The organism is Streptomyces sp. NPDC045956 (assembly GCF_056430705.1).
Map to the genome: position 1 here is coordinate 379,790 of NZ_JBWKKZ010000004.1, position 15,331 is coordinate 395,120.

The 15,331-nt window shown below is 73.5% G+C and carries 16 protein-coding genes and 1 pseudogene; 10 read left to right on the forward strand and 7 right to left on the reverse strand.

Annotated features, from left to right (window positions below):
• Positions 1–266 precede the first annotated feature (266 nt).
• Positions 267–1,115 (forward strand): glycoside hydrolase family 75 protein, encoded by an 849-nt coding sequence (locus AC07FV_RS13910; protein ID WP_479087143.1) that lies wholly within the window; start codon positions 267–269, stop codon positions 1,113–1,115.
• An 859-nt stretch (positions 1,116–1,974) separates the two neighbouring features.
• Positions 1,975–2,136, forward strand: a pseudogene (locus AC07FV_RS13915) (cupin domain-containing protein); the annotation flags it as partial.
• A gap of 167 nt (positions 2,137–2,303) precedes the next feature.
• Here the strand turns inward: AC07FV_RS13915 and AC07FV_RS13920 are convergent.
• The 4 genes from AC07FV_RS13920 to aztA all read right to left on the reverse strand — a co-directional run bounded on the left by AC07FV_RS13920 (position 2,304) and on the right by aztA (position 5,518).
• Positions 2,304–2,714 carry a PTS-dependent dihydroxyacetone kinase phosphotransferase subunit DhaM gene (locus AC07FV_RS13920; RefSeq protein ID WP_479087144.1) on the reverse strand — a complete coding sequence of 137 codons (411 nt, stop codon included), beginning with the start codon at positions 2,712–2,714 and terminating at the stop codon, positions 2,304–2,306.
• Positions 2,707–3,306, reverse strand: coding sequence for a dihydroxyacetone kinase subunit DhaL (gene dhaL / locus AC07FV_RS13925; RefSeq protein ID WP_479087146.1), 600 nt, complete (start codon positions 3,304–3,306; stop codon positions 2,707–2,709). Before dhaL ends, AC07FV_RS13920 begins: the two co-directional genes overlap by 8 nt.
• A gap of 49 nt (positions 3,307–3,355) precedes the next feature.
• Positions 3,356–4,348 carry a dihydroxyacetone kinase subunit DhaK gene (gene dhaK, locus AC07FV_RS13930; RefSeq protein WP_383636447.1) on the reverse strand — a complete coding sequence of 331 codons (993 nt, stop codon included), beginning with the start codon at positions 4,346–4,348 and terminating at the stop codon, positions 3,356–3,358.
• Positions 4,349–4,774: 426 nt separating this feature from the next.
• Entirely contained in the window at positions 4,775–5,518 is a 744-nt protein-coding gene (gene aztA, locus AC07FV_RS13935; protein ID WP_479087147.1) for a zinc ABC transporter ATP-binding protein AztA, read from the reverse strand.
• 14 nt (positions 5,519–5,532) lie between these two features.
• On the opposite strand from aztA, the gene aztB reads away from it, so the two are divergent.
• The 4 genes from aztB (at position 5,533) to aztD (ending at position 9,930) form a co-directional block, all read left to right on the forward strand.
• Positions 5,533–6,429, forward strand: coding sequence for a zinc ABC transporter permease AztB (aztB, locus tag AC07FV_RS13940; RefSeq protein ID WP_479087149.1), 897 nt, complete (start codon positions 5,533–5,535; stop codon positions 6,427–6,429).
• A gap of 10 nt (positions 6,430–6,439) precedes the next feature.
• The gene (locus tag AC07FV_RS13945; RefSeq protein ID WP_479087150.1) at positions 6,440–7,675 is read left to right on the forward strand and encodes a hypothetical protein; all 1,236 of its coding nucleotides are present in this window, start codon (positions 6,440–6,442) and stop codon (positions 7,673–7,675) included.
• Entirely contained in the window at positions 7,672–8,637 is a 966-nt protein-coding gene (gene aztC / locus AC07FV_RS13950) for a zinc ABC transporter substrate-binding protein AztC (RefSeq protein ID WP_479087152.1), read from the forward strand. Before AC07FV_RS13945 ends, aztC begins: the two co-directional genes overlap by 4 nt.
• A 90-nt stretch (positions 8,638–8,727) precedes the next feature.
• Positions 8,728–9,930 (forward strand): zinc metallochaperone AztD, encoded by a 1,203-nt coding sequence (gene aztD / locus AC07FV_RS13955; RefSeq protein WP_479087153.1) that lies wholly within the window; start codon positions 8,728–8,730, stop codon positions 9,928–9,930.
• 80 nt (positions 9,931–10,010) lie between these two features.
• Here aztD and AC07FV_RS13960 read toward each other — a convergent pair whose 3' ends face one another.
• Positions 10,011–10,421: a RidA family protein gene (locus AC07FV_RS13960; RefSeq protein WP_479087154.1), complete on the reverse strand. Its 411-nt coding sequence runs from the start codon at positions 10,419–10,421 to the stop codon at positions 10,011–10,013.
• A gap of 86 nt (positions 10,422–10,507) precedes the next feature.
• Here AC07FV_RS13960 and AC07FV_RS13965 point away from each other — a divergent pair, with 86 nt between their 5' ends.
• From AC07FV_RS13965 to AC07FV_RS13980, 4 genes are all read left to right on the forward strand, one after another.
• The gene (locus tag AC07FV_RS13965; RefSeq protein WP_479087155.1) at positions 10,508–10,882 is read left to right on the forward strand and encodes a winged helix-turn-helix transcriptional regulator; all 375 of its coding nucleotides are present in this window, start codon (positions 10,508–10,510) and stop codon (positions 10,880–10,882) included.
• 143 nt (positions 10,883–11,025) lie between these two features.
• Positions 11,026–11,109: a putative leader peptide gene (locus tag AC07FV_RS13970; RefSeq protein ID WP_356610175.1), complete on the forward strand. Its 84-nt coding sequence runs from the start codon at positions 11,026–11,028 to the stop codon at positions 11,107–11,109.
• 158 nt (positions 11,110–11,267) lie between these two features.
• The gene (locus AC07FV_RS13975) at positions 11,268–12,539 is read left to right on the forward strand and encodes a sulfite oxidase (RefSeq protein ID WP_479087156.1); all 1,272 of its coding nucleotides are present in this window, start codon (positions 11,268–11,270) and stop codon (positions 12,537–12,539) included.
• A 108-nt stretch (positions 12,540–12,647) separates the two neighbouring features.
• Entirely contained in the window at positions 12,648–13,673 is a 1,026-nt protein-coding gene (locus AC07FV_RS13980; RefSeq protein WP_479087158.1) for a DUF6215 domain-containing protein, read from the forward strand.
• 185 nt (positions 13,674–13,858) lie between these two features.
• On the opposite strand, the gene AC07FV_RS13985 is transcribed toward AC07FV_RS13980, so the two are convergent.
• Together AC07FV_RS13985 and AC07FV_RS13990 are read right to left on the reverse strand one after the other, a co-directional pair.
• Positions 13,859–14,887 carry a LacI family DNA-binding transcriptional regulator gene (locus tag AC07FV_RS13985; RefSeq protein WP_479087160.1) on the reverse strand — a complete coding sequence of 343 codons (1,029 nt, stop codon included), beginning with the start codon at positions 14,885–14,887 and terminating at the stop codon, positions 13,859–13,861.
• Complete coding sequence (locus AC07FV_RS13990) at positions 14,884–15,204, reverse strand: L-rhamnose mutarotase (RefSeq protein WP_479087162.1); 321 nt, start codon at positions 15,202–15,204, stop codon at positions 14,884–14,886. The genes AC07FV_RS13985 and AC07FV_RS13990 overlap by 4 nt, the downstream gene beginning before the upstream one ends.
• Positions 15,205–15,331: the final 127 nt, after the last annotated feature.

The window sequence follows — 15,331 nt, forward strand, 5'->3', positions numbered from 1 at the left end:
CCGGAGGAAGTGTGCGTTCTCCGGTGGGTCCTCTGCTTTTCTTTGCCCCCCCCCCGCCAAACGAGTCTGGAGACCCCTTCCCCGGCCCTCCCCCCCCCCCCCCACCCCCCCCCCCCACTCCCGCCGTGGCGCCCTCGCCGCTCGGGAGCCCACCGCCCCCTTCCGCCTACGGGGATGCACCGTCTGGCCCACAAAAGGTGGCCGCGCGGCCGATTCGGGGACAGATGTGGCCGAGTGATCGTCCCAGTCCCGAGGAGAGGCCCATCGTGCGTGTCCAGTCGCTGACACTGGTCGCGGCCAGCGTCGCCCTGCTCGCCCCCACCACGTTCCCCGACGCGCCGGCCGCCCACCGGCCGGGTCCCCGGGCCCACCTCGGCTCCGGTCACCAACTCCCGGCCGGCCCCGTCCGCGCGGACCGGTCCGGCCCCCGCACCGGACCTCTCGCACCCCCACGGCGCGGACTCATGGGGCCGTACCCGGACCGGCCGCGGTCCGAGACCGGGGGAGGGGCGCGGGAGGTGGCCGGCGGGGGGCCCGTCCGCGCGGCCGACCTGCTGGCCCGGATGCGGGACTGCGACCCCGTCTCGGAGGGCCGCTACCGCAGCGACGCCGGAACGCCGGCGGACATCCCGGTCTGCGGCACGCGGGACGCCGTGTACTGGAAGGCGGACCTGGACGTCGACTGCGACGGCCGGCCCGGCGACCACTGCAACATCCGCACCGACCCGCACTTCAGCCCCGCCACGGCGTACACCCGGCCGGACGGTACGCCCCTGGACGCCGAACGCCTGCCCTACGTCGTCGTCCCCCAGCCGAGTGACCTCTGGGACCACCGGGAGGACGACGTCCGCGGGGGATCGGTGGCCGCCCTCGTCCACGGGGACCGGGTGCGGTACGCGGTCGTCGGCGACGTGGGTCCGCGCGACATCATCGGCGAGGCCTCCTACGCCGCCGCGAAGACCCTCGGCATCCCGGCCGACCCGCACGGGGGCGGTACCGACTCCGGCGTGACGTACATCGTCTTCAAGGACAGCGAGGCCGAGCCCATCGACGACGAGGCCGCCGCGGAGAAGGCGGGGAAGCGGCTGGCACGGGAGTTCGTGGACGGGGGGTGACCGGGGGTGTGTCGCGGACGCCCGTGTCGCATGACGGGCCTTCACCACCTCGTCGCCCCTCACCTACCCCCAGGTCTGCCGGCAGAGGTCCACGATCTCCGAGGACGCGACCCCGTCCGCCCGGGTGCACAGGTCCCGCATCCGCTCGGGCCGGGGCTGAGGCCGGGCGGGCGGCGCCTGGGGGACAGGCCGCCGCACCTTCGGGCGAGGGCGCACACGAGGCTGCGCGGGAGGCCGGGGGGCGGCCGGCCGGACACGCGGTGCGGGCCGCTCCGGCGGCGCTCCGGGGAGAGAGCGCCGTACAGGCGGGTGGGTGCGCTGCTGGTGCGTCCGCTCGCCCCTGGGAGTGTGCCGCGGCCGGTCGGAACCGCTGCTGACCAGGGCTGAACGCCCGGAGGGCGGAGCCACGGGGAGTGTGGTCGCCGGCGATGGCGGGCGGTCCGGGACGGTGGGGCCGCGTACCCCCTGCGGTCGGCCGACGGCCGGTGGAGGGTTCGACGTCACGGTGGCACAGCCCGTGACGCTCAGCAGGACCAGGAGCAGAAGGATCAGCGGGCGACGTGGCACCGGCCCACTGTGCGCGACCCCGGGCATCGGCGTGCGGCACCACGCGGCCCATCACCGCAAGGAGGGACCAGACCGAGGGATGTTGACGGATGCTCACCCCGGCGGACCGGGATCGTCGTCCTCGTCCGGCTCCGACGTGTCCGGGACGCGCAAGGAACGCAGGGCGCCGGCGGTGAAGCCGGGGGGCGGCCGGGCAGGTGCAGGTTCCTGAGCCGGAGCAGGGAGAGCCGCGCGATGTCCTCCCCTGACCTCGTGTCCCTCGGCGCCGAGCCGGGCGACGGACGGGGAGCGGGCGGTCTTCACCGTCCCCGCGGCACGGGAGCACAGGCCGTACGCTCCGTCCGGCGCCGCGATCCTCATGTTCGAGCCCACCGGGACACCGATCGTGGGCGACCGCCACGACGAGGTACCGGAACACGTCGACTCGACGACCGGACACGCACTCAGCACCTGAGGAGCGCGGCGCGGGACGCGAGCGCGGCACGGCGCGCGGCGGACGGACACCCCGCCCGGGAACCTGCCGGCGGCGGACAGCCCGCGCCGACGGTGACGCCGCCCCCCCAGCCGGGGCCGGAGGGGGCGACAACGAGGCCGGGACGGGAGTCGCCGTCCCGGCTCCGGTCACTCCTTCCGGTAGGAGTACGCCTCCGCTGCCGCCGCCTCGACGGCCGAGAGGTCGGCTCCCGTCGCGGCCGTGACGACCGCGGCCACCGCACCCTCGACGAACGGGGCGTCCACCAGACGGGTGTCCTCGGGCAGTTCGTCGCCCTCGGCGAGCAGCGCCTTGACCGTGAGTACGGCACTGCCGAGGTCGGTGAGGACCGCGACCCCCGCGCCCCGGTCCACGGACGCGGCCGCGGCGGACACCAGCTCGGAACTGGTGCCGAACCCGCCGGACGCGGTACCGCCCGCCGCCGCGACCGGCACCGCCGGGCCACCGCCGGACAGGGCCTTCGCCAGTTCGGCCACCGACGCGGCGACCTCGGCGCTGTGCGACACCAGCACGATGCCGACCAGCTTCCCGTCACTCACCGGAGACCTCCTCCAGCGCGGCCACCAGCAGCGCCGCCGAGGTGGCCCCGGGGTCCTGGTGTCCGACGCTGCGCTCACCGAGATAGCTCGCCCTGCCCTTGCGGGCCCGCAACGGCACGGTCGCCGCGGCCCCCTCCTCGGCCGCGGCACGGGACGCCGCGAACGACTCGCCGAGGGCGTCCACGGCCGGTACCAGGGCGTCGATCATGGTCTTGTCGCCCGGCGCGACGCCCCCGAGGGTCCGTACGGCGTCCACCCCGGTGCGCAGCGCGTCGGCCAGTTGCTCGGCACTCACCTCTGCGGCGTCCCCGAGGGCCTTGCCGGTACGGCGCAGCAGCGTCCCGTACAGCGGCCCCGACGCGCCGCCGACCGTCGAGATGAGCTGTCGGCCGGCGAGGGTCAGCACCGCGCCGGGAGTGTCGGGTGCCTCCTTCTCCAGCGTGGCCGTCACGGCCTTGAAGCCGCGCTGGAGGTTGCTGCCGTGATCGGCGTCGCCGATCGGCGAGTCGAGGGCGGTGAGCCGCTCCGCCTCGCGGTCGACCATCGCGGCGGTCGCCGTCATCCAACGACGGAAGAAGTCGGCGTCGAGCACTGGATCTCCTTGCCTGGTAGGTACGGTGCGATCCCTTCCCCGTCCACCGTCACATGCCCCACCTCAGACCTGCCGTCCGCACCGGCGCGTCCCACAGGGCGAGCAGCTCCTCGTCGATCTCGCACAGGGTGACCGAGGCGCCCGCCATGTCCAGCGAGGTGACGTAGTTGCCGACGAGGGTACGGGCGACGGCGACCCCGCGCTCGCCGAGCACCCGCTGCACCTCGGCGTTGAAGCCGTACAGCTCCAGCAACGGCGTCGCCCCCATGCCGTTGACCAGCACGAGTACCGGATTGCGCGGAGCGAGGTCCGTCAGCACCGCGTCCACGGCGGCCTCGGCGATCTCACCGGAGGTCATCATCGGACGCCGCTCCCGGCCGGGTTCCCCGTGGATGCCGATGCCCAGTTCCAGTTCACCGGCCGGCAGGTCGAAGGTGGGGCTGCCCTTGGCCGGTGTGGTGCACGCGCTGAGCGCGACGCCGAAACTGCGGGAGCGGTCGTTGACCTGACGGGCGATCGCCTCCACCCGCTCCAGCGGCCGCCCCTCCTCGGCCGCGGCGCCGGCGATCTTCTCCACGAACAACGTCGCCCCCGTGCCGCGCCGCCCGGCGGTGTAGAGGCTGTCGGTCACCGCCACGTCGTCGTTCACCAGCACCTTCGCGACCTGGATGCCCTCGTCCTCGGCCAGCTCGGCGGCCATGTCGAAGTTGAGGACGTCGCCGGTGTAGTTCTTGACGACGAACAGCACCCCGGCCCCGCTGTCGACGGCGGCCGCCGCCCGCACCATCTGGTCCGGCACCGGCGAGGTGAACACCTCACCCGGACAGGCCGCGGACAGCATCCCGGGTCCCACGAACCCACCGTGCAGCGGTTCGTGCCCGGAGCCGCCCCCCGACACCAGGGCGACCTTCCCGGCCACGGGGGCGTCCCGCCGCACGATCACCCTGTTCTCGACGTCGACCGTCAACTCGGGATGGGCCGCCGCCATCCCGCGCAACGCGTCCGCGACGACGGTCTCGGGGACGTTGATGAGCATCTTCACGGGTACCTCCTGGGAGCCCGGCAGGCCGGTCGGGGACCTGCGTCATGGCTGGTCGGTGTGGGTGGGAGCCGTTTCTCGATCGCAGCATCCACGACGGCACGGAGCGGTTGCGGCGGTACCGGTGCCGGCTGGATGCCGGCGTCGGTGACGGCTCGTCAGGTCGTCGGACGGTCGGACGCGGATGGGTCGGGATGCCGCTGTCGGCAGTATCGACCTTGCGGGAGCGAAGGTCACGCGCGCGAGCGGCATGGGCGCGCCCCGGTCCGTCGGGAACCGTACGGTTGTGGCCGCACGCCGGTGCCGCGCCGCGCTGCATGAGACCGCCGGCCACCGGCGCGGACGCGCCTCAGTGCCCGGGCACGGGCAGCCCCACCCCGGCGGCACCCGCCACCGGGGCCGGGAGCGCGGGCCCGCGCGGCCCGGGTTTCACGCCGGCTGCCAGATCCGGGTCAGTGCCTGGGGGGTGAGTACCTGCTCGGGCGGGCCGTGTCCGACCAGCCGTCCGTCGCTGAGGAGGAGGCAGGCGTCGGCCGAGCGGGCGGCCTCGAGGTCGTGCGTCGTCTGGACGACGGTGGTGCCGTCGGCCACCAGGTCGGTCAGCAGGGCCGTGATGCGTTCCCGGGCTTCGGGGTCGAGGCCGGTGGTCGGCTCGTCCAGGAGCAGGAGGTCGGACTGCTGGGCGAGGCCCTGGGCGATCAGGACGCGCTGACGCTGGCCGCCCGACAACTCGCCGAGCTGGCGGGCGCCGAGGTCGGCGACGCCCAGCCGTTCCATGGCGGAGTCGACCACGGCGCGGTCCCGCCGGGTCGGCCGCCGCCACAGGCCACGCTCGCCCCAGCGGCCCATCTCCACGGTCTGCCGCGCCGTGAGGGGAAGCGTGTCGCCGACGGCACCGCGCTGCGGGACGAAAGCCGGTGGCGAGCCCTCCGCGTACCTGAGCTGTCCGGATGTGGCAGTGATCACTCCGGCCAGGACGCCCAGCAAGGTGGACTTGCCGCTTCCGTTCGGCCCCACGAGTGCGGTCATGGTCAAAGCCGTTATGGACGCGCTGAGTTGGCGGAGAACGGGACGGCCGGGGTAGCCGGCGTTCAGCTCGTGGAACCGGACGCGCTCGCTGCCGGCTTCACCGTCCGGCGGTGACAGCGGGTTGTTTCTGAACATGATTGTCATTGTAGGCTCCTCGTATGGAGTGGTTGACGGCCCCTTTCGAGGTGGCCTTTGTGCAGCGGGCCCTGTGGGCCGGAATCCTGGTGTCGGCGATATGCGCCCTCGCGGGTACGTGGGTGGTCCTGAGGGGGATGGCCTTCCTCGGCGACGCCATGTCCCACGGGCTGCTGCCCGGCGTCGCGGTCGCCTCGCTGCTCGGCGGCAACCTGCTGGTGGGGGCGGTGGTGAGCGCGGCCGTCATGACGGCGGGCGTCACGGCGCTCGGACGCACTCCGCGCCTGTCCCAGGACACCGGTATCGGCCTGCTGTTCGTCGGCATGCTGTCGCTCGGCGTCATCATCGTCTCCCGCTCGCAGTCCTTCGCGGTGGACCTCACCGGCTTCCTCTTCGGTGACGTCCTCGCCGTGCGGGAGCGCGACCTGACGCTTCTCGGGGCGGCCCTGCTCCTGGCGCTGGCCGTCTCGGTGATCGGCCACCGCGCCTTCCTGGCCCTGGCGTTCGACGAGCGCAAGGCCCGCACGCTCGGGCTGCGCCCCCGGCTCGCCCACGCCGTGCTGCTGGGTCTGCTGGCGCTGGCCATCGTCGCCTCGTTCCACATCGTGGGGACGCTCCTCGTCCTGGGCCTGCTCATCGCCCCGCCCGCGGCGGCCCTGCCCTGGGTGCGCAGCGTGAGCGGCGTCATGGTCCTGGCCGCGGTTCTGGGCGCCGCCGCCACGTTCGGCGGCCTCCTCCTGTCCTGGCACCTGAGCACCGCGGCCGGCGCGACCGTCTCGGCCCTCGCGGTCGGCCTGTTCTTCCTGTCCCACCTGGCCTCCGGCCTCCGGCACCGCCGCCGGGAACGCCGGGCCGGCCTCCCGGCTCCGGCGGTCGCCTCCGCTCCGAGCACCCCCCTGTCCCGACCGAACGAAACCTGAGGCGATCTCGTTGTTCGTCCGAAGAAACGTCACATCGCTGGCGCCCGCGCTGGCGGCCGTGCTGCTCCTGACCGCCGGATGCGGAGGTACGGGAGAAGCCGAGTCCGGCTCCCCGAGCCCCACTTCGTCGAGCACCCCCCACGGCTACGTCGAGGGTGCCGCCGAGGCGGCCGAGCAGCAGTCCCGGCTCCTGCTCGGCGACACCGGCAGCGGCGACACCCGGGTGCTGGACCTGATCACCGGCAAGGTGCACGACACCGCCCGCAGGCCCGGTGTCACCGCACTCACCACGGACGGCCGCTTCGGCTACTTCCACGGTGCGGACGCCACACGAGTCCTCGACAGCGGCGCATGGATGGTCGACCACGGCGATCACGTGCACTACTACCGCGCGAAGATCCGTGAGGTCGGCGACCTGCCGGGCGGCCCCGGCACGCGCGTCCGCGGCGACGCGGGCGTCACCGTGGTCACGGCGGCGGACGGTAAGGCGGGCGTGTACCCCCGCGCCGAGCTGGAGCAGGGCGCCCTCGACACCCCCGCCCGGCTCCCGGGCACCTACGCCGGTGCCGTCGTGCCGTACGCGGAACACCTGGTCACCCTCACCGGAGAGAGCCCCTCGAAGGTCGCCGTGCTCGACCGGTCCGGCAAGCGGGTCGCCACCCCGGAGGGGGAGTGCGAGGACCCGCAAGGCGACGCGGTCACCCGGCGCGGGGTCGTCCTGGGCTGCGCCGACGGCGCCCTGCTCGTCCACGAGGACGACGGCACCTTCACCGCCGAGAAGATCCCCTACGGCGAGGACGTGCCGAGGCACGAGCGTGCCGCCGAGTTCCGGCACCGCCCCGGCAGCAGCACCCTCACGGCACCCGCGGGCAAGGAAGCCGTCTGGGTCCTGGACGTCACCGAGGGAGCCTGGACCCGGGTGAAGACCGGCCCCGTGGTCGCCGCGAACACCGCCGGCGAAGGCGCGCCGCTGCTGGTCCTGGAGACCGACGGAGCCCTGCACGGCTACGACATGTCCGCAGGCAGGGAGACCACGGTCACCGATCCCCTGCTGAAGGACCTCCCCGAAGCCGGGACCGGGCCGGGAACCGCGACTCCGGTGATCGAGGTGGACCGCAGCCGCGCCTATCTCAACGACCCCGAGGGCAGGCGCGTCTACGAGATCGACTACAACGACGACCTCCGCGTGGCCCGCACCTTCGACCTGGACGTCCGTCCGTCCCTGATGGTGGAGACGGGCCGATGAGCGTGCGCGTGGGCGCGGCACGGCTCCGTGCCCTGCTGGTGACCCTGGTCGGCTTCTCCGTCCTCGCCGGTACGGCGACCGGCTGCGCGGGCGGCGGCGACGACGAACGGCCCCGGGTCGTGGTGACCACCAACATCCTCGGTGACATCACCCGGGAGATCGTCGGGGACGAGGCGGACGTCAGTGTCCTGATGAAGCCCAACGCCGACCCGCACTCCTTCGGCCTGTCGGCCGTGCAGGCCGCTGAGCTGGAGAACGCGGACCTGGTCGTCTACAACGGGCTCGGCCTGGAGGAGAACGTACTGCGGCACGTGGAAGCGGCCCGCGAATCCGGTGTGGCCACCTTCGCGGCAGGCGAGGCGGCCGACCCGCTCACCTTCCACACCGGACAGGAGGGCGGCCCCCAGGAGGAGGCCGGCGCACCCGACCCGCACTTCTGGACCGACCCCGACCGGGTGCGCAAGGCCGCCGGCCTGATCGCCGACCAGGTATCCGAACACGTCGACGGCGTGGACGAGAAGGCCGTCCGGGACAGCGCGGCACGCTACGACGGTCGACTCGCCGACCTCACCGCCTGGATGGAGACGTCCTTCGACGCCGTCCCCGAGGACCGGCGCGCACTGGTGACCAACCACCACGTCTTCGGCTACCTCGCCGACCGTTTCGGCTTCCGCGTGGTCGGAGCCGTCATCCCCAGCGGCACCACCCTCGCCTCACCCAGCTCCTCCGACCTGCGCTCCCTCACCCGGGCCATGGAGGAGGCCGGCGTGCGCACCGTCTTCGCCGACTCCTCCCAGCCCACCCGGCTGGCCGAGGTACTGCGTCAGGAGATGGGCGGCGACGTCGACGTCGTCCCGCTGTACTCCGAGTCGCTGACCGAGAAGGGCAAGGGCGCCGGCACCTACCTGGAGATGATGCGCGCCAACACCTCGGCCATGGCCGACGGCCTCACCGGCGACTGAACGCGCTTCTCCGCGGCCCGGCGACTCGAACAAGCCGGCCGCTCCACCCCACAACCCCGCGCCCCGAGGGCCGGAGAGGACAGACACACCATGAACAGGTCGACACGCGCCAGAACGCTCACCGGCACGGCACTCGCCCTGGCGGCGGCCATGGCGCTGACCGCCTGCGGCGGCGGCGACGAAGCCTCCTCCGACGCCGAGCCGAAGAAGCAGCCGCAGAGCAACGAGGCCGCTGCCGTCAAGAACCCGGTCGTCGCCTCCTACGACGGAGGACTGTACGTCCTGGACGGCGAGACCCTGAAGCCGGCGAAGACCGTCGAGCTGCCCGGCTTCAACCGGGTCAACCCGGCCGGAGACGAGGACCACGTCATCGTCTCCACCGACACCGGCTTCCGCGTGTTCGACGCCGCCCGGCAGCAGTTCACCGACGCCGAGTTCAAGGGCGCCAAGCCCGGTCACGTCGTGCGGCACGGCGGCAGGACGGTGCTCTTCACCGACGGCACGGGCGAGGTGAACGTCTTCGACCCCGCCGACCTGGCCGGCGGCAAGCAGCCGCAGGGCCGCACCTACACCTCCGCCGAGGCCCACCACGGTGTCGCCATCGAGCTGGCGGGCGGCGAACTCGTCACCACCCTGGGCACCGAGGAGACGCGCACCGGCGCCCTCGTCCTCGACAAGAACGACAAGGAAATCGCCCGCGCCGAGAACTGCCCCGGCGTGCACGGCGAGGCCGCGGCCCAGGGCGACGTGGTCGGCCTCGGCTGCGAGGACGGCGTACTCCTCTACAAGGACGGCAAGTTCACCAAGGTCGACGCCCCCGACGACTACGCCCGCACCGGCAACCAGGCCGGCAGCGACGCCTCCCCGATCCTCCTGGGCGACTACAAGACCGACCCCGAGGCGGAGCTGGAGCGGCCGACCCGCATATCGCTGATCGACACCCGCACGGCGAGAATGAAGCTGGTCGACCTCGGCACCAGCTACTCCTTCCGCTCCCTCGCCCGCGGCCCGCACGGTGAGGCCCTCGTGCTCGGCACCAACGGCGTCCTGCACGTCATCGACCCGGAGACCGGCAAGGTCGATAAGAGGATCGACGCCGTCGGTGACTGGACCGAGCCCCTGGACTGGCAGCAGCCCAGGCCCACCCTGTTCGTCCGTGACCACACGGCGTACGTCTCCGAACCGGGCAAGCGCCGGCTGCACGCCTTCGACCTGGACTCGGGCGACAAGCTGACGTCCGTGACGCTGCCCAAGGCCACCAACGAGCTGTCCGGGACGGTGGCCGGCCACTGACCCGGTCCTGCCCGGAGGGACCGCTGAGCGGCTCGCGGGGGAACGCCCGCCGGACTCGTGTTCCGGCGGGCGTTCCGGGATCAGTCGAGCAGCGCCGTCGCCTCGACCTCGACGAGGACGTCCGGCTCGAAGAGGTACTCGACGCCGATGAGGGAGGACGGCGGCATGGGGGAGCGGAGTCCGAGTTCGTCGGCGACCGCCTCCACGCCCTCCATGAAGGCACCGATCTTCTCCGGGCTCCACCGCGTCACGTAGAACGTCAGGCGCAGCACGTCGGCGAAGGACGCGCCCGCGCCCGCCAGCCCGACCGAGGTGTTGCGCAGCGCCTGGGCGACCTGCCCGGCCAGATCGTCGGGCGCCACCGGGGTTCCGTCGGCCCGGCGCGCGATCTGCCCGCTGACGTGGACGTGTCTCGTCCCGGTGCCCACGGCGACGTGGTGGTAGGGGGTCGGCTGCAACATGCCGTCCGGGGTGAAGTACTGAACAGTCATGGTCCTCTGGTCCTCACGAACGACGGAGTAGGTATCGATAAGCTACTTAGTGGAAGAAGGACACTTCAACGAGACCAGGTTTCGTCATGGATACCGACGAGGAACTCGTCATCGAGGCCCCGCACCGCGAACTGCTCGACCAGATCCTCGACAAGTGGTCGCTGAGCATCCTCAACGAACTCTGCGAACGCCCGTGTCGCTTCAACGAACTGCGCCGGGCCATCCCCCAGGTCACGCAGAAGTCGCTGACCGCGACGCTCCGGCGACTGGAACGCAACGGCGTCGTCGAACGCGAGGTCGTCTCCACCCGCCCGGTCGCGGTCGTGTACCGGATCACGCCGCTCGGCAAGACTCTTCGGCACCCCGTCGACGTGCTGCTGGCCTGGGCCTCGCGGAACATGCCCGCGGTCGAGCGCGCACGGGGAGCCTTCGACGGACGGGAGGAGGCCCAAGGGCGCTGACCGCCTCACGCGGGTCGCGCGAAGGTCGGGGGACGCCGCCCGGCCGCCGGGTCCCCCGAGCCCGCCCCGATGCCCGCTCAGCGCCAACCTCCGTACCCGAGAGGCCCATTGACACCCAACGTGCCGGGTGATTGCATCCCGTCATGCCTCCTTCGGAGCCTCTGACCCGTCGCCGCGCCGTGGACCTCGTCCGCGTGGCCGCCGCGCTGTGTCGGCTCCACGGCTGATCGACCTCTCCGGTTCGACCCCCTTCTTCCGCCGGCCCCGCGACGCGTGCGCCGCCGGCCTCCCCGGGCCTGCCCGCTGACTCCCCGGGCCGCCGGTGCGCCGGCGGCCCGGCGGCGCCACGGCCGGGCCCGCTCTCCTACACATGCCGAGGACTGCCATGTCTGCTGCCGGTTCCGCCGCCCACCACGAGACCGCCTACGACCGGCGCAGGCTGCGCCAGTGGCTCGCCGGGGAGGCCAGAGCGGACGGGGTCACGCGCCGCCGGCTGCTCACCCTGCTCGCCGCGACCGCCGTCGTGGGCGGGCTCCCCGCGCCGGGACCGGCCCGCGCCGCCGATTCGCCCGTCGTCAAGCCCCTGCCGCCCGAATGGTTCGTCCGGCGCGGCACCAACGCGGAGACCCGCTGGGAGGCGCTGCGCGGGACCGGCCACCACACCCCGAACGAACTGTTCTTCGTCCGCAACCACACGGCGACGCCCGTCCTGGACGCCGCCGACTGGCGGTTGAGGCTGTGGGGCGACGGGCTGCGCGGCAGGCCGGCCGAGGGGCGGCCGGTGGAGTTCGGCTACGACGACCTGCGGGCCCTGCCCTCCACGACCCGCACCGCCTTCGTCGAGTGCGCCGGGAACGGCCGCAGCCACTACGCGACGCAGCAGGGCGAGACGGCCACCGGCACCGCGTGGACGCTGGGCGCGGTGGGCGTGGCCCGCTGGCGCGGGGTGCGCCTGTCCCACGTGCTGCGCAGGGCCGGGCTGTCCGCACACGCGGTGGACGTCCAACCCCGTGGCCTGGACGCCGAGTACGTGAGCGGCGGAGAGAACCTCGGACGGGTGCGCCGCCCCCTGCCGCTGAGCAAGGCCCTGGACGACGTGCTCCTCGCCTACGAGATGAACGGCGAGCCGCTGCCGTGCGACCACGGATACCCGGTGCGGGTGCTGGTGCCGTCGTGGGTGGGGATCGCGTCGGTGAAATGGGTCGGTGACATCCAGGTGTCGGCGCAACCGCTGTACTCGCCGTGGAACACCACCTTCTACCGGCTGTTCGGCCCCGCCCATCCGGAGGAGGGCAGCGCGCCGCTCACCCGGCAGACGGTCAAGAGCGCCTTCGAGCTGGCGAGCGGGGCGAGCTTCCCGGTGGGGGAGGAGCAGGTGCTGCACGGCCGGTCCTGGTCGGGTGCGGGAGGCGTCGCACGGGTCGAGGTCAGCACCGACGGCGGGGCGAGCTGGCGACGGGCCCGCCTGCACGACCGTCCGCGATCCGGCACATGGACCCGCTGGTCCCTTCCCTGGACGCCCACCGCGCCCGGCCCCGCGCACCTGCTCGCCCGCGCCACCGACACGGCGGGCCGCACCCAGCCGGACACCACCGTCTTCAACACACAGGGGTACCTCTTCGACGCCGTGGTGCGGCATCCCGTGACGGTGGTCTGAGGTCAGGGGCGAGCGCGCCGGAGGCCCTGTTCCATCACAGTTCGGTCCCGAGCCGGAACTGTGGCCTCCACCACAGCCAACGCGATCTTGTGCTGGTGAGATCGCCGGATGCTCGGTTTCCTCCTGCGTCTCCTGCCCTTCTGGGTCCGCGAGCCGCTGCTCATCCTGGTCGGGTCCGTCTTCGGCGTGCGCATCATGTATCTCGCCGTGCAGGACGCCTCCTGGCCGGCGGCCGGGATCGGGGCGGTGTTCCTGGTCCTCGCGGCGGTCAGCGTCCGCACGGTGGTCCGGGCCGTCCGCGCCCGCCGGAACCCCGCCCCGGTGGTCCCCGCCGACGGGTCGGCGACCCACGTCACGCAGCCGCCGCAGCCGCAGTCTCCGTCCCAGGCGCCGGCCCCGGGTCCGGCGGCGCCGCGGCCCGCCCCGGTCGTCCAGGAGAAGGAGCCCAACGCCTGGGGCCAGGCCGTCGCGGCCGTGGCCGTGTTCGCGGCGATCGGGGCCGCGCTGTGGCTGAGCGAGGTGCTCCCCTCCGAGGAAACCGGCGAGCCGCGGGCCGCCACGTGCGCGAGCGGCGAGGACGGGCAACTGCCGGGCGCCTACGCGAAGACACCCGGGGCCGCCACCGGCGAGGAGCTGTGCGAGGCGCTCAACCGACCCGACCTGGCCCAGCTCCTCGGAACGCCCGCGGAGACCGCCACCGTCGCGTCCGGCACCAGCAACACCGCCCCGCTGACCGACGGCAAGGTCGCCCAGCCGGAGGCCGAGGTCCAGTTCGACACCTACACCGTGAACGTCTCGGCCACGTACAACGAGCTGTCGATCGCCCAGTACGTGAAGCTGATGGAGTTCGGTCAGGAGACGGACGTCAGGACGCTCACGGTCCTCGGCCGGCCCGCGGTCCTCGCCTCCGACCACACCATGAGGATCGAGTTCGACCTCGGGAGCGGCGGAACCGGCGGACCGGTCGAACAGGGCCCCCTGGCCAGGACGCTCTCCGTGGCCTTCGACGGGAAGGACCGGGGAGGCTACTACGACATCACCGTGTGGAGCGAGACCGGAACCCTCCCGGACGACAGCGCGCTGCTCGACATCGCGGAGAAGGTCCTGCCCGCGATCCCGGAGCGGGCCGTGTGACGAGACGCTCGGGCGCCCCTCCTCGGGGAGCGCGGACGGCGTTGACTCCCCCCGGTGCCGCCGGCTGCTGGAGAGCGGCGGCCGGGACGTCGACGAGGGCGTCGAGCTGCGGCGGCGGGGGCTCACCCGGGCCGGCCGCACCTGCGCCACGCGGCCACGACCGACGAGGGAGGGCCCGGTGCCCTTCACCGCCCCGGGAGGCTCGAACCGCGGACGACCAGCTCGGGCTGGAGCACCACGTGCTCGTGACGGTGTCCGGCCGCCCGGTCGCCGGCCTCCTGGAGCAGCAGGTCGGCGGCCATGGCCCCCATCGCCCGCGCGGGCTGGCGGACCGAGGTCAGCGGTACGGCCGCCGCGGCGGCGAACTCGATGTCGTCGTACCCGACGATGGCCAGGTCGTCGGGGACCCTGACCCCGGCCGTGTACATGAACTGGAGCACCCCGAGGGCCAGCAGGTCGTTGGCGCAGAAGACGGCGGTGGGCCGCTCCGCCAGCCCCAGCAGCCTGGCCCCCGCGTCCCGTCCCGCGGCCACGTCCAGGCGCTCGGTGGGGACCTCCCGCAGGGCCGCGGGCGGCAGGCCGGCCCGGACGACGGCTTCCCGGGCCCCCGCCCGGCGGTCCTGCACCTGCCTGAGGTGGGGCGGCCCGCTGACGTAGGCGAGGGAGCGGTGGCCCGCACCGGTGAGGTGGCGGACGGCCAGGGCGCCGCCGGTGACGTCGTCCACCGAGACGGAGCAGCCCGCCGCGTCCTCGGCCACCCGGTCCACGAGAACGAAGGGGATGCCGTGCCGGCGGAAGCCGGACAGGCTGCGCCCACTGGGGTCGGCGGGGGTGACCAGCACCCCGCGGACCCGCTGTTCGGCGAGGAGTTCGAGGTACTCCGCCTCCTTCCGCGCGCTCTGCGCGCTGTTGCACAGCGCGACGGCGAGGCCCGCCTCCCGGGCCGTGCGCTCGGCCCCCCGGGCCAGGTCGACGAAGAAGGGGTTGCCCATGTCGAGGACGAGCACGGCCACGACACGGCTGCGCCCCGCCCGCAGCTGCCGGGCGGACTCGCTGCGCACATAGCCGAGGCGCGCGATCACCTGCTCCACATGGCGGCGCGTGTGCTGCGAGACGCGGCCGGGCCGGTTGAGCACGTTGGAGACGGTGCCCACCGAGACGCCCGCCTCCCGTGCCACGTCCTTGATGCCGACGAAGGCGGCGCTCCGGTTCACGCGAGGTGGAAGACCTCGGTGAGGGGACGCATGGCGGCGTCGGGGTCCTGTCCGTCGAGTTCCTCGAAGAAGTGCGCCATCTCGGCCTGCCAGCGCGCGTTCACCTCGGTCGCGGCCATGGCGGCACGGGCCGCCTCGAAGTCCTCGGTCTCCAGGTAGCCCACGAGCAGGCCGTCCTCCCGCAGGAAGAGGGAGTAGTTGCGCCAGCCGGCCCCGGAGAGCGCGGCACGCATGTCGGCCCACACGTCCCGATGGCGTTCGCGGTACTCGGCGACCATCCCGGCGCGGACCTTCAGAAGAAAACAGACGCGTTGCATCGGACCACCCTCGTGCCGGCCGTGGGGGGGGGGGGGGGGGGGGGGGGGGAGGGGGGGGGGTGGGGGGGGGAGGGGGGGGGGGGGGGGGGGGGGGGTGGGGGGGGGGGGGGGGGGGGGGGGGGGGGGT